The sequence below is a fragment of the Enhydrobacter sp. genome (assembly GCF_030246845.1).
Lineage (GTDB): Bacteria > Pseudomonadota > Alphaproteobacteria > Reyranellales > Reyranellaceae > Reyranella.
This window is the reverse complement of the sequence record NZ_CP126889.1, coordinates 4,125,638-4,143,634: the sequence shown is the minus strand read 5'-3', so window position 1 is coordinate 4,143,634 and position 17,997 is coordinate 4,125,638. Positions and strand designations below refer to the sequence as shown.

Sequence of the window (17,997 nt, the reverse complement as noted above, 5' to 3'; positions counted from 1 at the left end):
CCCTCCTAATTGAGCTTGAAGCCGGCCGTTGGGCCGGCCGACTGCTGGCCCACCGTCAAGCGCTGCGGCGGCGTGGGATTGTTGAAGCGCCCATAGATGATCCGATCGGCGTCGGTCGGCGGCACGCGCGCGGTGAGCGGCGTGCGCAATTGGTCGTTCGTCGGCTGGACGAAGTAGGGCGTGACGATGATGACGAGCTCGGTTTCGTTGCGCTGATAGGCGTCGGACTTGAAGAGCGCGCCCAGCACGGGAATATCGCCGAGCCAGGGCATCTTCTGGATGTCCTGCTTCGTCGTCCGCTGCATGAGGCCGGCAATCGCGAAGCTCTGCCCGCTTCCGAGCTCGACAGTGGTGGAAGCGCGGCGCGTCTGGATCGCCGGCACGATGATCGACGCCGTGGGGGAGATCGGCACGCTCACCTGTCCGGTCGTGGTGACCTGGCTCACCTCCGGTGCGACCTTGAGGTTGATGCGGTCGCCAATGATCGTCGGTGTGAAATTGAGGCTGATACCGACCTGCTTGTAGGTGACCGCGATCGTATTGGTGATCCCGCCTTGCGGCGCGATCACGGGGATTTCACCGCCTGCCAAGAAGCTCGCGTTCTCCCCGGACATGGCGATCAGATTGGGCTCGGCGAGAATCGTGGCCTGGCCCTGCGTGGCGAGGAAATCGATCAGTGACGTGAGACCGCCGTTGGTCTGCAGCCTGATCAGGCCGGAAGCGGCGCCGCCTGTATTCTGGATCGTGTTGATGGCAAAGCCGGCCGAGGCCCATCCCGTGCCGAACAGGGCGACATTGCTGATGTTCTGCCAGTTGATACCGACACGCTTCAGGGAGTCGCGATTGACCTCCGCGACCTTCACCTGGAGTTGGACCTGGGTCGGCGCATCGACCTGGATGTTGCTGATCACCTTGGACGCGTTGCCGTTGACCTGCTGCAACGCAAGGCGCCGCGCGTCCTCGGCCACCTGCGCCGAGCGGACGGTGCCGCCCAGGACGATCGTCTCGCCCTGGTTGTCGAAGGTGACACCGTTGTGAGGATGGATCGAATCGAGCGCGCCCTTGATGCGGCTGAGCGGCGAGGTCACGCTGACAATAGTATTGAGCAGCACCCGATCCTGGCTGTCGACGGCATAGAGCACGGTGTCACCGGGCTTCTTGGCGAAGACATAGATCATGCCGGGCGACTTCACCTGGACGTCGGCAATGTCGGGAGCGGCCACGAACACGGTCGAGGCCGGGCCCGGCAGCTTTACGGCCGTTCCCTTGTTGACCTCGAGCCTGAGCGTCGGCTGCTGCGGGGGCACCACCTGGCTTTGCCCGAAAGCCCGGCCCGGCGCGCCCCCGACGACGGCCGGCGGCGTGGTCGGCGTGGTTGTACCCGATGGCGGCTGGATCGGCACGGGCGCAGGCGCCGGCGCTTGCGCGAGCTGGGGCACCGGCTGGGCCGTCGATGGAAGAGGCGGAGATTCCGATTTCGCATCGGTGGCCAATGGCGTCCGCGCCGTGTCGGCCGGGGCACCGCGTAGCACGTCGGGCCGCTCGGTCGTGTGCGCCGGGGCCTGCGCCACACTCGCCGAAGGACCGCCGTGCATTATTTCCGGCTGGTCGGTCGCGCCAGACGTGGCCTGCGCCATGACGGTCGGGGTTGCAGCCGCCGGAACCGCGGCCTCGGTCAATTCGTGGACGACCCGTTGCGCGCGCTCCGCCTCGCGCCGGTTGAGGTCGTCGGAGACGAAGTCGTTGGGTGCATGCCTCGACGTCTTCTTTGCCGTGCGTTGGGGCTTTTCAGCCGTCGCGACGGCGGGAACGGACGCGTGGGTCGGTTTGGCGGCAGCTTTCGAGGATCCGGAAGGGCCGGCAGCCGGCGCCGCCTCTCCGGTCAGCTCGCGCACGACCAGCGCGGCGCGTTCCGCCTCGCGCCGGTTGAGATCGTCGGAGACGAAGTCGTTCGCCGCGTGCCGCGAAGCCTTCTTCGCGGCCTGCTTGGTGTGAGGCTTCGGCTTGGTTGCATGGCTTTGGGACGCCGATTCGCTGTCCGGCGACTGGGCGAGTGCGATGGCAGGCTGCAGGACGAAAGCAAAAGAGGCTGCCAGCGCCAGAGAAGCGCCGACATGGCGCCACCTGGGCGACGCCGGTGCAACGGAGGGGATCGTTATCATGGCGACACGCTGTAGGTTCGGGTGAACGTCGTCGTACGCGGCGTCTTCTTGTCGGCGGGCTTTCCTTCTTGGCCTTCCTCGCTGCCGGAACCGCCGTTGCCGTCGTCGAGGTTTTGCTTGCTCTGGCCGCTGCCGCGCAGAACGAACACTGTGTGCGCCGGCGGCTGGGGTGGAGGGCCGTCGCTGATCAGGCGGCTGACCTGCACGTCGCGGGTATAGCTGTCGCCCGGCTCGGCCGGCGCATCCTCGCCGGTCACCGACTCGCTGTCGTCGTTCTCCTGCAGGCTGCGCAGCACCAACGACAAGTCGCCCATCTTCACCGCGAGCGTGACGATCTCGGTCTGCTTGGGCGTGAGCTCGAGCGTGGCCGTCTTGGCAAGGTCCGGCTTGTCGGTCGGCGCCGAGTCGACCTTCTGGTCTATGGCAATCACACGGGCATTGCGCAGGATGGTCTCGGTCGCCTTGTGCTGACCCTGCGGCGAGTTCAGCGTCTGCGTCAGAAGAACGTCGACGCGATCGCCCGCGTAGATGAAGCCCGAGACGGCCGAAGTCGCCGAAATCGCCACGCTGACCGCGCGCATCCCGGGGTGCAGCACGGCGGACAGAAAGCCGCGGGTGCCGGCAAGCACCAGCTTGGTTTCGGTGACGGGCTCGCCCGGCCCCATCGGGTTGCGGACAACGGCGCCGACGAAATCGGTCAGTTGCCGCTTGCCTTCGAGGATATAGGCGGGAGCCAGATCCCCGCCCGGCCAGGCCTGCCAGCGAAGGTCGTCCGGTTTGACGATGTGGCCCCTGCCGATCGGACCCTTCGCCACCAGCACTTTATGGGCGGTCGCCGCCGGTTGGCTCCGTTGGGCGCCGGCTTGCGCTTGCGCCAGGATCGCCGCGCGCTCGCCCTGAAGCCACGCGCGGGCAAGGAAAGCCGTCATGCCGGCGACGATGACGGCCAGCAACAGAAAGACGATGCGCTTGCTGTTCATTTCGTCCCCGCGATCAGGCGGTCACGAGCGAAGCGGCAACCCACAGGCCGCCGGCAGCGATCGCGGGACCGTACGGTAGGCCCCCACGCACGGCGCTTTCGGAGCGGTCGGAGGGACCGACCCGGGCGCCGGCAAGAATGGCGAGGCCGAGAAATCCGCCGACGAGCGCGGTGACCGTGAGGAAGTCGATCTGATGGGCAGGGCCGGCAAACAAACTGGCGGCCGCGAGCAGCTTCACGTCCCCGCCGCCAATCGCGCCGACAGCGAAGGCCAAGGCACCAAGGCCAAAGACGGCCGCGGCGCAAGCGAACGCCCAACCGATCTGCGCCAGGACGAGGTGACCGAGGCCCATTCCGGCCGCTGCCCACAGGGCAAAGCTCGCGGCGATGCCAATGGACAGGCCGTTCGCGATCCGCATGGTGCGCAAATCCTGCCAGCCGGCGGCAATCAGCAGGACGGCAAAGGCGGCCACGCAACAAGCCTGCAAAAACGCCAACAGCGACATCCCACCCCCAATTCGAGACCTGCCGCGGTACGACACTGCCTCTCCCCAAAATCTCTTTGTTGTTCTTTCAAAATCACTTACGAAGTATTCTTGATTCAAACCTTCAGCGACAGCCAAATATGGTCAAGGCGTGAAACAACAAAGAAATCGTCGCGCACGATAGCTCTTTGTTAACCTTAAATCAAGCCTGTAATCCTTTCAATCTAAATAATAATTTATCGAAGATCACAGCTAATGGTAGCTCAAAGAAAAGGGCGTCCCACTGCTGGGGACGCCCATCGTGAGCTGCCTATGTCCGCTCACTCAGCTCATGACGCCGCTGACATTGCTCAGCACGTTGCTGACCTTGCCACTGACTGTCCGCATAGAGGCAATGGCCGCAACCGCGATGAGCGAGACGATCAATGTGTATTCGATCGCCGTCGCACCTTCGACATCCTTCATCAATCGACGGAAAAGAGACAACATGAGGGGGATCTCCATTTTTGTATGATTATTCCTAGACTTATAAATACTATTTAAATCAATCTTTACAGTCAATGAAATCTCATGAGGAAGATGAAGAAAGATAAATAAGTGATTGATGTAATTATCATTCTTCAAAATTAGGGCGATTGTCGACGCGGCGCAACGACACCACATCGGCCGAAGGCGCCGCCCGCTCCTGCGTCGCCTGTCGGCGATAGGCCAGCCAACTGAAGGGGATGAGTCCGATATAGACAAGCCCCAGCAGGGACAGCCCGATCCAGGGCGAGCTGGCCATGACGCCCATGACCAATGCTGCGGCGAGGAGCGAGGGCAGGACGAGGTGACGGGGAATCCGCCCTTTTTTGAATGAAAATGTCGGAAGGCGGCTCACCATGAGGCCGCCGACCACAACCAGGGTCACCCCAACCGCCAGCGGATGCCGAGGCCATGCGGCTTCGGCTTCGAAGCTGACCACCAGCGGGATCAGCGCCAGCAAGGCACCCGCCGGCGCCGGCACGCCCGTAAAGAAGGACCCGGTCCAGGCGGGCGGCGGAGTGTCGGCCAGCAGGCCGGTATTGAAGCGGGCAAGACGCAGCGCCGAGCAGATCGGGAACATCAGGGTCACCACCCAGCCAAGCGCGCCGCCATCCTTCAGCGAGGCGAGATAGAGCACCAGGGCCGGGGTAACGCCGAAGCAAAGAAAATCGGACAGCGAGTCGAGTTCGGCCCCGAACTGGCTCGTGACCCCCAGACGCCGGGCAACCCGGCCATCGAGCGCATCGAAGATCGCCGCCACGATGATCGCGATCACGGCCAGGCGGAATTCGCCCCGCAAGGCGAACCTGATCGCGGTCAACCCTGAGCAAAGAGCCGCCAGCGTCAGCACATTCGGAATGAGCCGGTTGACCGAAAAGCCGCGCAGTCCGCGGCGGCTGCGATAGTCCCTGTCCATGGTGGTCCCTCTACGGTCCCCTAGAATTCGATCGCCGATCTCGGCGCGCCGATTGCCGGGTCGAGCTCGGCCATCACCGTCTCGCCACCGATCATGCGCTGCCCCGCCGCCACCAGCAGACGAGCGCCCGGCGGCAGATAGAGATCGGTGCGGCTGCCGAAGCGGATATGGCCGAAGCGCTCGCCCGCCGCCACCGTCTGGCCCGGCTTCACGGAGCAGACGATGCGCCGGGCCACCCAGCCGGCAATCTGGACACAACCGATCAGTCGACCGTCGGCGCGGCGGAAGGCGATCGCCATGCGCTCGTTGTCCTCGCTCGCCTTGTCGGCGGCGGCGTTCAGGAACTTGCCGGACCGATAGGCCATCGTCTCGACCATGCCGGCGCAAGGGGCGCGATTGATATGCACGTCGAACACGCTCAAGAAGATCGAGACGCGGGTCAGTGGCTGGTCGCCGAGACCGAGCTCGGCCGGCGGCGCGGCCTCGGCGACCATCTGGACCAAGCCATCGGCCGGCGCGATCAGAAGGCCGTCCTCCTGCGGGACGCTGCGCGGCGGGTCGCGGAAAAAATACACCGACCACAAGGTCAGGGCCATCAGCGGCCAGAACAGCCAGGCGATGCCGGTGAGCGCGGCGAGGAATGTCACCGCTGCGAAAACGGCGATGAAGCGCCAGCCGTCGTCGAGGACGGGGATCAGGAAATTGGCCAGCATGAATGGACGCGCTCGTCGGACCGGATGCCCTCAGTCGACCTTGGGCAGGCTGAAGACCTGGCCCGGATATATCAGATTCGGGTCCCGAATCTGGTCCTTGTTGGCGTTGAAGATGACAGTGTAGCGCAGCCCTTCGCCATAGTGGGCGCGCGCGATGTTCCAGAGATTGTCGCCGCGCACGACATGGAGCTGGCGGCTGTCGCCCGCCACCGAAACCGCCTCCTGCCGGGCAAACGGTATCTCGAGACGGGCGATCGGTTTGCCGTCCGCCCCCAGCCTGTCGAGCCGCAGCGTGTGCTTGCCGATCCCGATCGGCGCCTTTGGAGTCAACTTCCAGCGCCCCTCCTTGTCCGCCGTTCCCTCGCCGACCATCTTGTCGTCGATATAGGCGCGGACATGGCCGCCCGGCGCCGCCCTGCCCGTCACGGTCGTCTGGCCCTGCTCGTCGTAGTCCAGTGTCGAGAGCTGAAGGTCTCCCGATTTCGGCGTCCCGGCCGTGGTCGGCGGCTGGACCAGCGTCGGAACCGAGCCCGGCGGCGCGATCATGACGAGTGTCTGGTCTTTGGAACCGGGGACGGGCTTGGGCACGACCGCGACAACGACCTGCTCGGAGGTGACAGGCGCCCGCCCCTCGATATGCTGCACCACCCGCAGCTCGTGCTGACCGGGACCGAGCGGCGGCTCCTGCACGAGCAGCACCCATTCGCCGCGGCTGTCGGCCTCGCCATGGGCGATCTCCTTGCCGCCGTCGAGCAGGACGATCTTCGCCCCCGGGGCGGCACGGCCGGCGATGACAGCCCGTCCGTCGGGATCGATGCGCGCCACATCGAAGCTCGGCGCCATGACGGCGGACGTCGGGGCAGGCGCCGACTTGGCCTCCGGCGCCGGCGCGGGAACGGCGGGCGCCGCCGGCGGTGCCGACGGTTGGGTCGCCTTGGCCTGGTTCATGGCTTCGCGGTCGCTCATCTTCCTCTGCCAAGCGACTCCCAAGGCAATGGCGATGACCGCCGCGCCGATCGCCACCAGCGCGAAAACAGTGCGTGACATTTGACTCCCAGCGGTGCGACGACCGACCGCTATTGGCGCCGTCCCTTTCTTGGGCGAAATGATACCATGCCGCTCGGGTCCGGAAAGGCGTCGGATCCCTGTTTTCGAGACCAATCCGACCGTGTCCGAGCCCTTTCCCACCTCCGTCTGCGTCTTTTGCGGCGCCCGCTTCGGCAAGGACCGCGTCGCGCGCGACATGGCCGCCAAATTGGGCGAAATCCTGGCGCGCGAGCGAAGGACACTCATTTATGGCGGTGGTGGCGTTGGCCTCATGGGTGTCCTTGCCAATGCCGCCCTCGATGCCGGCGGACGGGTGATCGGTGTTATCCCCCGGTTTCTGCTCGAGCGCGAGGCGGGACACCCGGAGCTGAGCGAGACGGTGGTGGTGGAGAACATGCACCAGCGCAAGCTGCAGATGTTCGAACGCGCCGACGCTTTCGTGGTCCTGCCGGGGGGAATCGGCACCCTCGAGGAGTTCTTCGAGGTTCTTTCCTGGCGGACGCTGGGGCTGCACGCCAAGCCCATCGCCATCCTCGACGTCGACGGCTACTGGGAGCCTCTTGCCGCCTTGTTGCAGGGCGTGGTCGATGGCGGTTTCGCCTCGCCCGCCCATCTCGACCACGTCGTGTTCGTCAGCGACCTCGACCACGTGTTGCCGACCTTGGCCGCGATGCCGCGCGCGCCCGTTCCGGAAAAGGAGCTGGATCGCCTCTGAGACCGTGCCGGAGGCCAACTTGCCGCGTGCGGTCCGCTTCGCTAAAACGCCGCGCGCGTTGGATTTTGGGGTTCGAAAGGAAGCACGATGCCGAAGATCAAGGTGAAGAATCCGGTCGTCGAGATGGACGGCGACGAGATGACCCGCATCATCTGGAAGTTCATCAAGGACAAGCTGATCCTGCCGTACCTCGACATCGACCTGAAGTACTACGATCTCGGCGTCGAATATCGCGACAAGACCAGCGATCAGGTGACCGTCGATTCGGCCAAGGCGACGCAGCAGTACGGCGTCGCCGTCAAGTGCGCGACGATCACGCCCGACGAGGCGCGGGTGAAGGAATTCAACCTCAAGGAAATGTGGCGGTCGCCGAACGGCACGATCCGCAACATCATCGGCGGCACGATCTTCCGCGAGCCGATCGTCTGCAAGAACGTGCCACGGCTGGTGCCGGGCTGGACCAAGCCGATCGTGATCGGCCGCCATGCCTTCGGTGACCAGTATCGCGCAACCGATTTCGTGGTGCCCGGCAAGGGCAAGCTCACGATCACCTTCCAGGGCGCCGACGGCAAGAAGATCGAGCACGATGTCTACGACTTCCCGGGCGGCGGCGTGGCGATGGCCATGTACAACAACGACGAATCGATCATCGGCTTCGCCCGCAGCTCGTTCAACTACGGCCTGATGCGCGGCTGGCCGGTCTATCTCTCGACCAAGAACACCATCCTCAAGCGCTACGACGGCCGCTTCAAGGATTTGTTCCAGGAGGTCTTCGACCAGGAGTTCGCCGACAAGTTCAAGGCCAAGGGCATCACCTACGAGCACCGCCTGATCGACGACATGGTCGCCTCGGCGCTGAAGTGGGAAGGCGCCTTCATCTGGGCCTGCAAGAACTACGACGGCGACGTGCAGTCCGACACCGTGGCCCAGGGTTTCGGCTCGCTCGGCCTCATGACGTCGGTGCTGATGACGCCGGACGGCAAGACGGTCGAGGCGGAGGCGGCGCACGGCACGGTGACGCGCCACTACCGCGAGCACCAGAAGGGCAAGCCGACCTCGACCAACCCGATCGCCTCGATCTTCGCCTGGACGCAGGGGCTCAAGTACCGCGGCACGTTCGACGGCACGCCGGACGTCGTGAAGTTCGCCGACACGCTCGAGAAGGTCTGCGTCGAGACGGTCGAGAGCGGCAAGATGACCAAGGATCTCGCGATCCTGATCGACCCCAAGCATCCGTTCCTCAATACGCAGGACTTCCTCGATACACTGGACGCAAACCTCAAGGCCAAGATGGCCAAGTGGTGATCTTCGCTTGATCGTCGCCGGCGCCGACGGCTGCCCCACCGGCTGGGTGGTCTGCCGGCGCAACGACGACGGCGCGTTCGATATCAAGGTCGTGAAGGCCCTCGCCGATGCGTGCGAGGGCCTTTCCATTTTGGCCGTCGACATGCCGATCGGGCTTTGCGACACACCGCGCCCCGGCCGCGCCTGCGAGGCCGAAGCCCGTGCCTTGCTGCCCGGCAAGGCAAGCTCGGTCTTCCCCACGCCCTGCCGCCCGGCGCTCGCTTGCCTGACCCACGCCGAGGCCAACGCGACGAGCAAGGCCTTGGGAAGCGGCCTCAACCAGCAGACGTTCCATCTCTTTCCCAAGCTGCGCGAGGTCGACGATTTGCTGCGCGCCAATCACGCGCTGCGCCACGTCGTCTACGAAGCCCATCCCGAGCTCGCCTTCGCCCGCATGAATGGCGGCCGGCCGGTGCTGTCGAAGAAGCGCAAACCCGAGGGCCGGCAGGAACGGCTGGACCTCCTCGCCAGGCACGGCTTCAAGTGCCCCGTGGATCGCTTGCCCGGCGCGGCGCGGGACGACATCCTCGACGCTATGGCGGTCTGCCGCACGGCGACGCTCATCGCCTCGGGCAAGGCGACACGCCTCGGTCCGCTCGAAGCGAGGGATCGCCACGGCCTCGCCATGAACATCTGGTACTGAATGGCGAGGGTCTCGATGAAGCGATGCCTGCTCGCGCTCGCCGTGACGACCGCCGCGGCGGCCGGCACGGCGCGCGGACAGGATCGCACCGGAATCGGTCCCGGCGAAAGTGAGCAAGCAGTGGCGCTGCCCCGCGCTTCGCTTGAGCTTTTCACCTATCGTCCAGCCGACTGCTCGCCTCGTCTCCTCCTGCTCGTTTTCCACGGCGTGAAGCGCGACGCTGGTCCCTACCGCGATCGTGCCCGACCACTGGCCGATCGTCTCTGCGCCGTCGTGCTCGCGCCTCTGTTCGACAAGGAACGCTTCCCGCGTGATCTCTATCAGTACGGCGGAGTCGTGCGGAAGGAGGTCATGGCCGCCGCCGGCAGCCGGACCGTCGATCTCGTCGCCCCGCTCGTCGCCTGGGCGCGAGCCGCCGTGGGCTCACCGCGAATGCCTTATGTCCTGCTCGGTCACTCGGCCGGCGCGCAGTTCGTGGACAGGGTGGCCGCATTCACGGCGACCGATGCGGCGCGCATCGTCGTCGCCAATCCCTCCACCTGGGTCATGCCGAGCCTGACCGCCGCCGCGCCATTCGGCTTTCTCAACGTCGAACCGCTGTCCGCAGCCGAGGAGGAGTTGCGCGCCTATCTCGCCCGGCCACTGGTCGTTCTCCTGGGCGGCGCCGACATCGGCACGCACAATCTGGCGCGCAGTCCCGAGGCCATGGCACAAGGCCCCTACCGACTGGCGCGTGGCCGCAATGCCTTTCAAATGGCACGTCAAGTGGCGAAACAGCGAGGCTGGCCGATCCACTGGACGTTGGTCGAAGTGCCCGGCGTCGGCCACGACGCCGCGGCGATGTTCTCGGCGCCGCAGACGATGGCCGCCCTCGGCGACCCCGGCTCAGGGCGTCCCTAACTAGACCATTCCCAGCGCATGCTTGTAGGTGTCGAGCAGCGTCTCCTGCTCGTCGCGGTCGGCGGCGTCCATCTTTCGGAGGGAGACGATCTTGCGCATGGTCTTGACGTCGTAGCCCACGCCCTTCGCCTCGCTGTAGACGTCACGAATGTCGCCGCCGATCGCCTTGCGCTCTTCCTCGAGCTTCTCGATGCGCTCGATGAAGCTCTTCAGCCGGTCGGCCGAGATCGGCCCCGCCTTGACCTTCTTCGAAACAGCGCTCCCGTCCGGCATGTCCACCACTCCTCGATCCTATGGGCCCGGACCATAGAAGCGGCGACCCTGCCCGCTCAATGACGTCGACGCCATGAAAGGTGGGGATAACGGGGACGGCACCGACCGTTCAGCCGTGCCGATGCTGCGCCTTGTCGAATGCCCTCTTCTGCTCGCCCGAAGCGTCCTTTTGATACTTCGCCTTCCATTCGTCGTACGGCATGCCGTAGACGACTTCGCGCGCCTTGGGGTCGGGAATCGGGATGCCTTTCTTTTCAGCCTCCTCGCGATACCAGCGCGACAGGCAATTGCGGCAGAAGCCTGCGAGGTTCATCAGGTCGATGTTCTGGACGTCCGTGCGCTCACGCAGATGCGCGACCAGACGGCGGAAGGCGGCGGCTTCGAGTTCGGTGCGGGTCTTGTCATCCATGACGATCTCCTGAGCCGTGCACAATTTGCCCGGGATATAGGCTTACGCGAGCGCTGCCGCAACGGCGGCGCCGATCGGCGAGGCGAGCTTCCCGCCCCATCCGCGCGCCTCGTTGGGCGTGCCGATCAGGTCCTGGCGGATTTCGAGCGAGCAATGGGGCAAGGCGCGCGGGCGCGCATGGGCCGCGAGCGTATATTCGTAGGACGCGCGCGCCGAATAGGGCTCGTTGTCTCCAACCGCCAGCGCCCGGTCGCGGCGCAGTTCCGCCAGCAGGGGCTGGGCCAGTCGCGGATCATCGTTCCACAGGACGCCGAGGTGCCAAGGCCGTTTGAAGCCGTTCATCTCGGGCGTGAAGCTGTGAACCACCAACAGACAGACTGCGCGACCGTTGCGGGTCATGGAGTCGAGCCGACGGTCGACCTCGTGGTGATAGGGCCAGAAACAGGCCTGCGCCCGCTGGTCGATCTGCTCTTCGGTCAGCCCCCTGTTCGCCGGCACTTCGGTGTCGTCGCTGATCTCGGGAATCGAGCCGTCTCCGCCCGGCCAACGGTTGCAGTCGATCACCAGCCGCGAGTAGCCCGAGGCGACCAGCGGCGCATCGAGGCGCGCGGAAAGCTCGAGCGCGGCGTCGAGGGCGCCGATGTCCCAGCCGATGTGGCGCGAAAGCGCGCTTGCGGGAAGACCAAGCCCGGCCAACGCTCTGGGAACGGCCCTGCTCGCATGATCGCAGAGCAGGAGGAGCGGCGCCTTGCCTTGTTCATTGTGGACGGAGAACGGCGGCGGATCGCCCGGCCCGAGCAGCGGTTGCATCGCGCCCCTATAGTGCGAAGATCGCGCCAATGAAAGATGCCGATGCCCGCGCGCTCCTGCGCGATCTGTTCGAGGCGGCGCTCGCCGCCGCCCGCCCTGCTACCTGCCTCGCGCCCTATATCGACAGGTTGCAGGCCCCGAAGGGACGGACGGTGGTGATCGGCGCCGGCAAGGCGAGTGCGGCGATGGCGCGGGCGGTCGAGGACCGCTGGCCGCATCCGCTGGAAGGACTGGTCGTCACGCGCTACGGCTATGGCGAGACGTGCAAGCAGATCGAGATCGTCGAAGCCGCACACCCTGTGCCGGACGAAAAGGGCCGCGCCGCTGCCGGCTGCATCCTCGACAAGGTGAAGGGTCTCTCCGCCGACGACCTCGTCCTCTGCCTGATTTCCGGCGGCGCCTCGGCGCTGCTCGCCCTCCCCGCGCCCGGCCTCACGCTGGCGGACAAGCAGCAGGTCAATCGTGCCCTGCTCAGATCGGGCGCCAACATCGTCGAGATGAACACGGTGCGCAAGCATCTCTCCGCCATCAAGGGCGGTCGGCTCGCCGTCGCCGCTCAGCCGGCGCGCGTGCTGAGCTGGCTGATATCCGACGTGCCGAACGACGATCCCGGCGTGATCGGCTCGGGTCCCACCGTGGCCGATCGCACGACGTTCGCCGATGCACTCGCCGTCCTCGCGAAATACGAGATCGTTCCGCCCGACCCGATCCGTGCGCATCTCGAAGCCGGCGCCGCCGGCAGGATCGAGGAGACGCCAAAGCCCGGCGATCCAAGGCTCGCGAACGTCGAGACCATCCTGGTGGCGACGCCCAGACGATCGCTCGAGGCGGCCGCCGAGGTCGCACGCCGGCGCGGCTGCGACGTCGTCATGCTGGGCGACAATCTCGAAGGCGAGGCGCGTGCGCTCGGCGCCGCACATGGCCGCGAGGCGCTCGATCTGATCAAGTCGAGGAGCCGACCGACGGTCATCCTGTCCGGCGGCGAGACGACGGTGACGGTGCGCGGCAAGGGGCGCGGCGGGCGCAACGTGGAATACCTGCTGAGCGAAGCCATTGCAGCCGGCGGTGCGCCAGAAATCTGGGGCCTCGCCGCCGATACGGACGGAGTCGACGGAGCGGAGGACATTGCCGGCGCCCTCTTCGCGCCCGACACGCTCGACCGCGCCCGGGCGAAGGGCCGTGACCCCGTGGCCATGCTGGACGACAATGACGGTCACGGCTTCTTCGAGATGCTGGGCGACAGCCTCGTCACCGGTCCGACCCGCACCAACGTCAACGACTTCCGCGCAACCCTGGTGGTTCCATGACCCAGTACACCGGCTCCTGTCATTGCGGCGCCATCCAGATCCGATTCGAGTCTCCGAAACGCCCGGAAGAGATGCACGTCGGGCGCTGCGCCTGCTCGTTCTGCCGCCGCCATGGCGCGCGCACGATGGGCGATCCTGCCGGCTCGGTGGAGTTCCGCGGCGCCGACAAGGACATCGGACGCTATCGCTTCGGCCTCGGCATCACGGACTACCTGCTGTGCACGAGGTGCGGCACCTACGTCGGTGCGGCGATGGAAGACAACGGCCGCTCGATCGGCATCGTCAATGTGAACGCGCTCGATATCCGGGACACCTTCGACCCCGCCCCGCCATTGCACCACTACGACGGCGAGGACGAGAGTCGCCGGCGCGCCCGGCGCCGAAAGTTCTGGATGCCGGCAACCGTCATCGCCTAACGTCCAGCCATGGCCGTCCTCGGAGTCATCGCCGACGATTTCACCGGCGCCACCGACATCGCCGGCATGCTGGTGAAGGGCGGCATGCGCACGCTGCAGACGATCGGCGTGCCGGCCCGCAGCGTCGTGCCCGACGATGTCGACGCGATCGTCGTCGCCCTCAAGACGCGCTCGATCGCGGCCAGGGACGCTGTCGCACAATCGCTTCAGGCGCTGCGGGCGCTGCAGGACGCGGGCTGCGTGCGCTTCTTTTTCAAATACTGCTCGACCTTCGATTCGACGGACCAGGGCAACATCGGACCGGTCGGCGACGCGCTGCTCGAGGCCCTGAAGGCCAGGCAGGCGATCTACTGCCCCGCCTTCCCCGAGAACGGCCGTACGATCTTCTTCGGCCATCTGTTCGTCGGCGATCTGCTGCTGTCCGACACGCATATGCGACACCATCCGCTGACGCCGATGACCGACTCGAGCCTCGTGCGCGTGCTGGCGCGGCAGACGAAGCACAAGGTCGGGCTGGTGCCGCTCGAGGAGGTGCAAGCGGGATCGGCAAGCGTGCGCGACGCGCTCGACAAGCTGGCGGCAGACGGCGTGCGTCATGTGGTCGTCGATGCCGTGGCCGACCCTGATCTCGGCATCATCGGCGAGGCGGTCGGCGACGATGCGCTCGTCACCGGCGGCTCGGGCGTGGCGCTGGGGCTCCCTGCCGCCTACCGCCGCCGCGGGCTGCTGGCGCACAAGTCGGGTGTCGATGCCTTGCCTGCTATTGCCGGCGCCTCGGCGGTGCTGGCGGGCTCCTGTTCCGCCGCGACCCTGGGCCAGATCGCCGATTTCCAAGGCGCACATCTCGCGCTCGATGCCGACGCCATCTGCCGCGGCGAACCGGTCGGCGAAAAGGCGCTCGCCTGGGCAAGAGGCAAGCTCGGCAACGGACCGATCCTGCTCTCGGCCAGCGACAAGCCCGAGGCGGTGAAGGCGCTGCAGGCGAAGTACGGTGTCGAGCAGTCGAGCCAGGCGATCGAGAAGACGATGGCGGCGCTCGCACGCGGTCTCGTCGAGGCCGGCGTCGGCCGGCTGGTGGTCGCGGGCGGCGAGACTTCGGGCGCTGTCGTAAGCGCCCTCGGCGTCACGGCACTGCGCATCGGCCCAGAGATCGATCCCGGCGTGCCATGGACAGCCTCGGTCGGCAAGAGGCCGCTGCTGCTGGCGCTCAAATCGGGCAATTTCGGCGCGCCCGACTTCTTCACCAAGGCCTTCGCCAGACTATGAGCAGGGAAGCGAAATCGCGTGAGGCGATCTGCGCGCTTGGCGCCAAGCTTGCCGCACGCGGCCTCTGTCCGGGAACCTCCGGTAATATCAGTGTGCGCATCGATGGCGGCTGGCTGATGACGCCCACCAACTCCTCCCTGGGCGAACTCGACCCCGCGCGGCTTTCCAGGCTCGACGCGGAGGGCCAGCACGTGGCCGGCGATCCGCCGACCAAGGAAGCGCTGCTGCATCGGTCGGTCTACGACGTGCGTCCCGGCGACGGTGCGATCGTGCATCTTCATTCGACGCATGCGGTCGCGATCTCCTGCCTCGACCGGTCGTGCCATCACAACGCCGAGACCACGCTGCCGCCGCTCACCGCCTACTTCGTGATGCGCGTGGGCAAGTTGCCGCTGGTACCCTATTTCAGGCCCGGCGATCCCAAGCTCGCCGATGCCATTCGTGGGTATGCCAAGGGCCATCGCGCCGTCCTGCTGGCCAATCACGGACCGGTCGTGGCCGGCACGTCGCTCTCCGCCGCGTCGGCCTCGATCGAGGAGCTGGAGGAAACGGCCAAGCTCCACCTGCTGCTGCAGGGTCTCAAGACCCGCACGCTTTCCGCCTCCCAGGTCCGCGAGATCGAGGAAGCCTTTCCCTCCTGATTGATATCCAAATGCCCAAGCTCGCCGCCAACCTCTCCTGGATCTACCAGGAGGTGCCCCTTCTGCAGCGCTTTGCCGCCGCCGCCGGCCACGGCTTCACTGCCGTCGAGATGCTTTTCCCCTACGAGGTACCGGCGGCCGAGATCGCGGCCGAGCTCAGGAAGCACAAGCTCACGCAGGCGCTGTTCAACCTACCACCGGGTGACTGGAGCAAGGGCGAACGCGGTCTTGCCGCCCTGCCCGGTCGCGAATCGGAGTTCGCCGCCGCTCTCGAGAGGGCGCTGGAATATGCCAAGGTGCTGGAGTGCCGTACGCTGCACGTCATGTCGGGCATGATCGCACCGGGCGCCGACCCGGCTGCGATGCATCGAACCTTCGTCTCGAATCTCGAGAAGGCCTGCGACCGCACGGCCAAGAGCGGCATCACGCTGGTGCTGGAACCGATCAATCACCGCGACATTCCCGGCTACTTCACCAACACCACCGATCAGGTGACGAAGATCATCGACGAGGTCGGGGCGCCTAACCTCAGGCTGCAGCTCGACCTCTATCATTTGCAGGTGACCGAAGGCGACCTCACGAAGCGCACCGAACGGCTCTTCCCGATCACCGCGCACGTCCAGATCGCCGGCAATCCCGACCGCAACGAGCCCGATATCGGGGAGGCCAATCATCTCTACCTGCTCGATGTGCTCGATCGCCTGGGCTACCAGGGCTATGTCGGGCTGGAATACAAGCCCAGGACGACCACCGCCGCCGGTCTCGGCTGGGCGGCCAGGTACGGCATCGAGGCCTCGGCATGAACGACAAGAACACACCCGACATCGCTTTCATCGGCCTGGGCTCGATGGGCCTCGGCATGGCGAAGAACCTGCTCAAGCACGGCCACAAGGTGGTGGGGGTCGATCCCAGCGTCGCGGCGCGCGACGCCTTCACCGCGGCTGGCGGCACGATCGCCGCCACGCCGGCCGCGGCCGCAGCCACTGCGGACATCGTGGTCATCGCTGTCGTGAACGACAAGCAGGTCGAGACCGTGCTCTATGGCGAGGACGGCGCCGCCTCCGCGCTGCGCAAGGATGGACTCGTCATGCAATGCGCCACCGTGCCGGCCGCCTTTGCCAAAGGTCTCGGCGAACGTCTCGCCGGGGCCGGGCACGACCTGCTCGATGCGCCGATGTCGGGCGGTCGGGCGCGCGCCGAGTCGGGCGAGCTCACCTTCATGGCGTCGGGGTCGCCCCGCGCTTTTGCCGCGGCCGAGAGCATCTTCGCCGCGACGTCGGCCAAGGTCTTTCGGCTGGGCGATGCACCGGGCATTGGATCGCTGGTAAAGACCGTGAATCAGCTCCTCGCCGGCGTGCACATCGCCGCCGCCGCCGAAGCCATGGCGCTCGCCGCCAAGGCCGGCGCCGACACGCGTGCCGTCTACGAGGTGATCTCCGCCAGCGCGGGCAATTCGTGGATGTTCGGCAACCGCGTGCCGCACATGCTCGACGACGATTACACGCCGCTCTCCGCCATCGAGATCTTCGTCAAGGATCTCGGGCTGGTGCTGGGCACCGGCCATGAGCATCGCCTTCCCTTGCCCATGGCGGCAGCGGCGCATCAGCTCTTCCTGGCCGCGGCAGGCGCTGGCTGGGGCCGGCTCGACGACGCGGCAGTCGTGAAGGTCTACGAGCAGGCCGGCGACTTCAAAGTGTCGTCGCTCAAGCGATAGATCAGCCGCATGAGGCGCTGGCCGCCTGACGCCGAGCGACAGGCGTCTCCGGGCAGCCACAAATTTGTCACCGGCTGACGCAAACTCACATCATACCTTAAGGATGGTAGCTAAGACCTCGATATTGCTGCCTTTACGATGAAATAATTTATGGGGAGGCCGATGCGACTGCTCCATTTTGATCGTATTGGTTTCGGATCGGCGTTGGCCGCGATCGCGGCAATCGGCGGGCCCAGCGAGCTCGCCGAAGCGGGGACGGCGACGGCGACTTTCACGGTGACGGCGACCGTCCAGGCAACCTGCAACATATCGGCCACCAATCTGTCGTTCGGCACCTATACGGGCACCCAGACAGACGCCACGTCGACCATAACCGTGACCTGCACCAACACGTCGGCCTGGAACATCGGCCTCAATCCCGGGACCTGCCCCGGCGCGACAGTGACCACGCGCTGCATGCTGAACGGAGCGGCCCAGCTCAACTATGCGCTTTTCCGGGACGCGGCGCGGACGCAGAACTGGGGCCAGACAGTCGGCACCGACACGCTGACCGGCACCGGCAACGGTGCTGCGCAGGCAAATACCGTCTACGGTCGCATTCCGGCCGGCCAGTTCCCCGCACCGGGCGCGTATACCGATACCATCACGGCCACGGTGAGCTTCTAGGCGACACAACTGCCGCTGCGGCCCAACGAGGCCGCGAAGCTCCTTCCCCTCTCGAGGAGCCTGTCG

The 17,997-nt window shown here is 66.1% G+C and carries 21 protein-coding genes; 11 read left to right on the top strand and 10 right to left on the bottom strand.

Annotated features, from left to right (window positions below; translation table 11 throughout):
• Positions 1-5: 5 nt before the first annotated feature.
• From OJF58_RS20665 to OJF58_RS20635, 7 genes are all read right to left on the bottom strand, one after another.
• Complete coding sequence (locus OJF58_RS20665) at positions 6-2,162, bottom strand: type II and III secretion system protein family protein (RefSeq protein ID WP_300779631.1); 2,157 nt, start codon at positions 2,160-2,162, stop codon at positions 6-8.
• Complete coding sequence (gene cpaB / locus OJF58_RS20660; protein WP_300779630.1) at positions 2,159-3,115, bottom strand: Flp pilus assembly protein CpaB; 957 nt, start codon at positions 3,113-3,115, stop codon at positions 2,159-2,161. The genes OJF58_RS20665 and cpaB overlap by 4 nt, the downstream gene beginning before the upstream one ends.
• A gap of 40 nt (positions 3,116-3,155) precedes the next feature.
• Complete coding sequence (locus tag OJF58_RS20655) at positions 3,156-3,647, bottom strand: prepilin peptidase (RefSeq protein WP_300779629.1); 492 nt, start codon at positions 3,645-3,647, stop codon at positions 3,156-3,158.
• Between the two features lie 303 nt (positions 3,648-3,950).
• A complete protein-coding gene (locus OJF58_RS20650) occupies positions 3,951-4,115 on the bottom strand; it encodes a Flp family type IVb pilin (RefSeq protein ID WP_300779628.1) in 165 nt (54 codons plus the stop codon).
• A 124-nt stretch (positions 4,116-4,239) separates the two neighbouring features.
• Positions 4,240-5,067, bottom strand: coding sequence for a CDP-diacylglycerol--serine O-phosphatidyltransferase (pssA, locus tag OJF58_RS20645; protein WP_300779627.1), 828 nt, complete (start codon positions 5,065-5,067; stop codon positions 4,240-4,242).
• Between the two features lie 20 nt (positions 5,068-5,087).
• Positions 5,088-5,780 (bottom strand): phosphatidylserine decarboxylase, encoded by a 693-nt coding sequence (locus tag OJF58_RS20640; protein ID WP_300779626.1) that lies wholly within the window; start codon positions 5,778-5,780, stop codon positions 5,088-5,090.
• A 30-nt stretch (positions 5,781-5,810) separates the two neighbouring features.
• Positions 5,811-6,827: a LysM peptidoglycan-binding domain-containing protein gene (locus tag OJF58_RS20635; RefSeq protein ID WP_300779625.1), complete on the bottom strand. Its 1,017-nt coding sequence runs from the start codon at positions 6,825-6,827 to the stop codon at positions 5,811-5,813.
• 121 nt (positions 6,828-6,948) lie between these two features.
• Between OJF58_RS20635 and OJF58_RS20630 the strand changes: the two genes are divergently transcribed.
• The 4 genes from OJF58_RS20630 to OJF58_RS20615 all read left to right on the top strand — a co-directional run bounded on the left by OJF58_RS20630 (position 6,949) and on the right by OJF58_RS20615 (position 10,429).
• Positions 6,949-7,542, top strand: a complete 594-nt coding sequence (locus OJF58_RS20630) for a TIGR00730 family Rossman fold protein (RefSeq protein WP_300779624.1) — start codon at positions 6,949-6,951, stop codon at positions 7,540-7,542.
• Between the two features lie 87 nt (positions 7,543-7,629).
• Positions 7,630-8,847, top strand: a complete 1,218-nt coding sequence (locus OJF58_RS20625; protein ID WP_300779623.1) for an NADP-dependent isocitrate dehydrogenase — start codon at positions 7,630-7,632, stop codon at positions 8,845-8,847.
• A gap of 7 nt (positions 8,848-8,854) precedes the next feature.
• Complete coding sequence (locus OJF58_RS20620) at positions 8,855-9,529, top strand: DUF429 domain-containing protein (protein WP_300779622.1); 675 nt, start codon at positions 8,855-8,857, stop codon at positions 9,527-9,529.
• 15 nt (positions 9,530-9,544) lie between these two features.
• Positions 9,545-10,429 (top strand): hypothetical protein, encoded by an 885-nt coding sequence (locus OJF58_RS20615; RefSeq protein WP_300779621.1) that lies wholly within the window; start codon positions 9,545-9,547, stop codon positions 10,427-10,429.
• Here the strand turns inward: OJF58_RS20615 and OJF58_RS20610 are convergent, their stop codons facing one another.
• The 3 genes from OJF58_RS20610 to OJF58_RS20600 all read right to left on the bottom strand — a co-directional run bounded on the left by OJF58_RS20610 (position 10,430) and on the right by OJF58_RS20600 (position 11,921).
• A complete protein-coding gene (locus tag OJF58_RS20610) occupies positions 10,430-10,702 on the bottom strand; it encodes a DUF2312 domain-containing protein (RefSeq protein WP_300779620.1) in 273 nt (90 codons plus the stop codon).
• Between the two features lie 109 nt (positions 10,703-10,811).
• Complete coding sequence (locus OJF58_RS20605; RefSeq protein ID WP_300779619.1) at positions 10,812-11,111, bottom strand: DUF1244 domain-containing protein; 300 nt, start codon at positions 11,109-11,111, stop codon at positions 10,812-10,814.
• A 42-nt stretch (positions 11,112-11,153) separates the two neighbouring features.
• Complete coding sequence (locus OJF58_RS20600) at positions 11,154-11,921, bottom strand: N-formylglutamate amidohydrolase (protein WP_300779618.1); 768 nt, start codon at positions 11,919-11,921, stop codon at positions 11,154-11,156.
• 29 nt (positions 11,922-11,950) lie between these two features.
• Here OJF58_RS20600 and OJF58_RS20595 point away from each other — a divergent pair, with 29 nt between their 5' ends.
• From OJF58_RS20595 to OJF58_RS20565, 7 genes are all read left to right on the top strand, one after another.
• Positions 11,951-13,228 carry a glycerate kinase gene (locus OJF58_RS20595; protein WP_300779617.1) on the top strand — a complete coding sequence of 426 codons (1,278 nt, stop codon included), beginning with the start codon at positions 11,951-11,953 and terminating at the stop codon, positions 13,226-13,228.
• A complete protein-coding gene (locus tag OJF58_RS20590) occupies positions 13,225-13,644 on the top strand; it encodes a hypothetical protein (protein WP_300779616.1) in 420 nt (139 codons plus the stop codon). The genes OJF58_RS20595 and OJF58_RS20590 overlap by 4 nt, the downstream gene beginning before the upstream one ends.
• Positions 13,645-13,653: 9 nt before the next feature.
• Positions 13,654-14,910, top strand: coding sequence for a 3-oxo-tetronate kinase (gene otnK, locus OJF58_RS20585; RefSeq protein WP_300779615.1), 1,257 nt, complete (start codon positions 13,654-13,656; stop codon positions 14,908-14,910).
• Positions 14,907-15,551: a 3-oxo-tetronate 4-phosphate decarboxylase gene (gene otnC, locus OJF58_RS20580; RefSeq protein WP_300779614.1), complete on the top strand. Its 645-nt coding sequence runs from the start codon at positions 14,907-14,909 to the stop codon at positions 15,549-15,551. Before otnK ends, otnC begins: the two co-directional genes overlap by 4 nt.
• A gap of 11 nt (positions 15,552-15,562) precedes the next feature.
• Positions 15,563-16,354 (top strand): 2-oxo-tetronate isomerase, encoded by a 792-nt coding sequence (gene otnI, locus OJF58_RS20575; protein ID WP_300779613.1) that lies wholly within the window; start codon positions 15,563-15,565, stop codon positions 16,352-16,354.
• Positions 16,351-17,265: an L-threonate dehydrogenase gene (ltnD, locus tag OJF58_RS20570; RefSeq protein ID WP_300779612.1), complete on the top strand. Its 915-nt coding sequence runs from the start codon at positions 16,351-16,353 to the stop codon at positions 17,263-17,265. The genes otnI and ltnD overlap by 4 nt, the downstream gene beginning before the upstream one ends.
• A gap of 204 nt (positions 17,266-17,469) precedes the next feature.
• The gene (locus tag OJF58_RS20565) at positions 17,470-17,931 is read left to right on the top strand and encodes a spore coat U domain-containing protein (RefSeq protein WP_300779611.1); all 462 of its coding nucleotides are present in this window, start codon (positions 17,470-17,472) and stop codon (positions 17,929-17,931) included.
• The last annotated feature ends 66 nt before the right edge of the window (positions 17,932-17,997 follow it).

Coding starts and splice junctions, on each gene's coding strand:
- OJF58_RS20665 (WP_300779631.1), bottom strand. CDS start 2,162: ATGATAACGATCCCCTCCGTTGCACCGGCGTCGCCCAGGTGGCGCCAT.
- OJF58_RS20600 (WP_300779618.1), bottom strand. CDS start 11,921: ATGCAACCGCTGCTCGGGCCGGGCGATCCGCCGCCGTTCTCCGTCCAC.
- ltnD (WP_300779612.1), top strand. CDS start 16,351: ATGAACGACAAGAACACACCCGACATCGCTTTCATCGGCCTGGGCTCG.
- OJF58_RS20605 (WP_300779619.1), bottom strand. CDS start 11,111: ATGGATGACAAGACCCGCACCGAACTCGAAGCCGCCGCCTTCCGCCGT.
- OJF58_RS20655 (WP_300779629.1), bottom strand. CDS start 3,647: ATGTCGCTGTTGGCGTTTTTGCAGGCTTGTTGCGTGGCCGCCTTTGCC.
- otnI (WP_300779613.1), top strand. CDS start 15,563: ATGCCCAAGCTCGCCGCCAACCTCTCCTGGATCTACCAGGAGGTGCCC.
- otnK (WP_300779615.1), top strand. CDS start 13,654: ATGGCCGTCCTCGGAGTCATCGCCGACGATTTCACCGGCGCCACCGAC.
- OJF58_RS20635 (WP_300779625.1), bottom strand. CDS start 6,827: ATGTCACGCACTGTTTTCGCGCTGGTGGCGATCGGCGCGGCGGTCATC.
- OJF58_RS20640 (WP_300779626.1), bottom strand. CDS start 5,780: ATGCTGGCCAATTTCCTGATCCCCGTCCTCGACGACGGCTGGCGCTTC.
- OJF58_RS20595 (WP_300779617.1), top strand. CDS start 11,951: ATGAAAGATGCCGATGCCCGCGCGCTCCTGCGCGATCTGTTCGAGGCG.
- OJF58_RS20610 (WP_300779620.1), bottom strand. CDS start 10,702: ATGCCGGACGGGAGCGCTGTTTCGAAGAAGGTCAAGGCGGGGCCGATC.
- OJF58_RS20650 (WP_300779628.1), bottom strand. CDS start 4,115: ATGTTGTCTCTTTTCCGTCGATTGATGAAGGATGTCGAAGGTGCGACG.
- otnC (WP_300779614.1), top strand. CDS start 14,907: ATGAGCAGGGAAGCGAAATCGCGTGAGGCGATCTGCGCGCTTGGCGCC.
- OJF58_RS20615 (WP_300779621.1), top strand. CDS start 9,545: ATGAAGCGATGCCTGCTCGCGCTCGCCGTGACGACCGCCGCGGCGGCC.
- OJF58_RS20625 (WP_300779623.1), top strand. CDS start 7,630: ATGCCGAAGATCAAGGTGAAGAATCCGGTCGTCGAGATGGACGGCGAC.
- OJF58_RS20590 (WP_300779616.1), top strand. CDS start 13,225: ATGACCCAGTACACCGGCTCCTGTCATTGCGGCGCCATCCAGATCCGA.
- pssA (WP_300779627.1), bottom strand. CDS start 5,067: ATGGACAGGGACTATCGCAGCCGCCGCGGACTGCGCGGCTTTTCGGTC.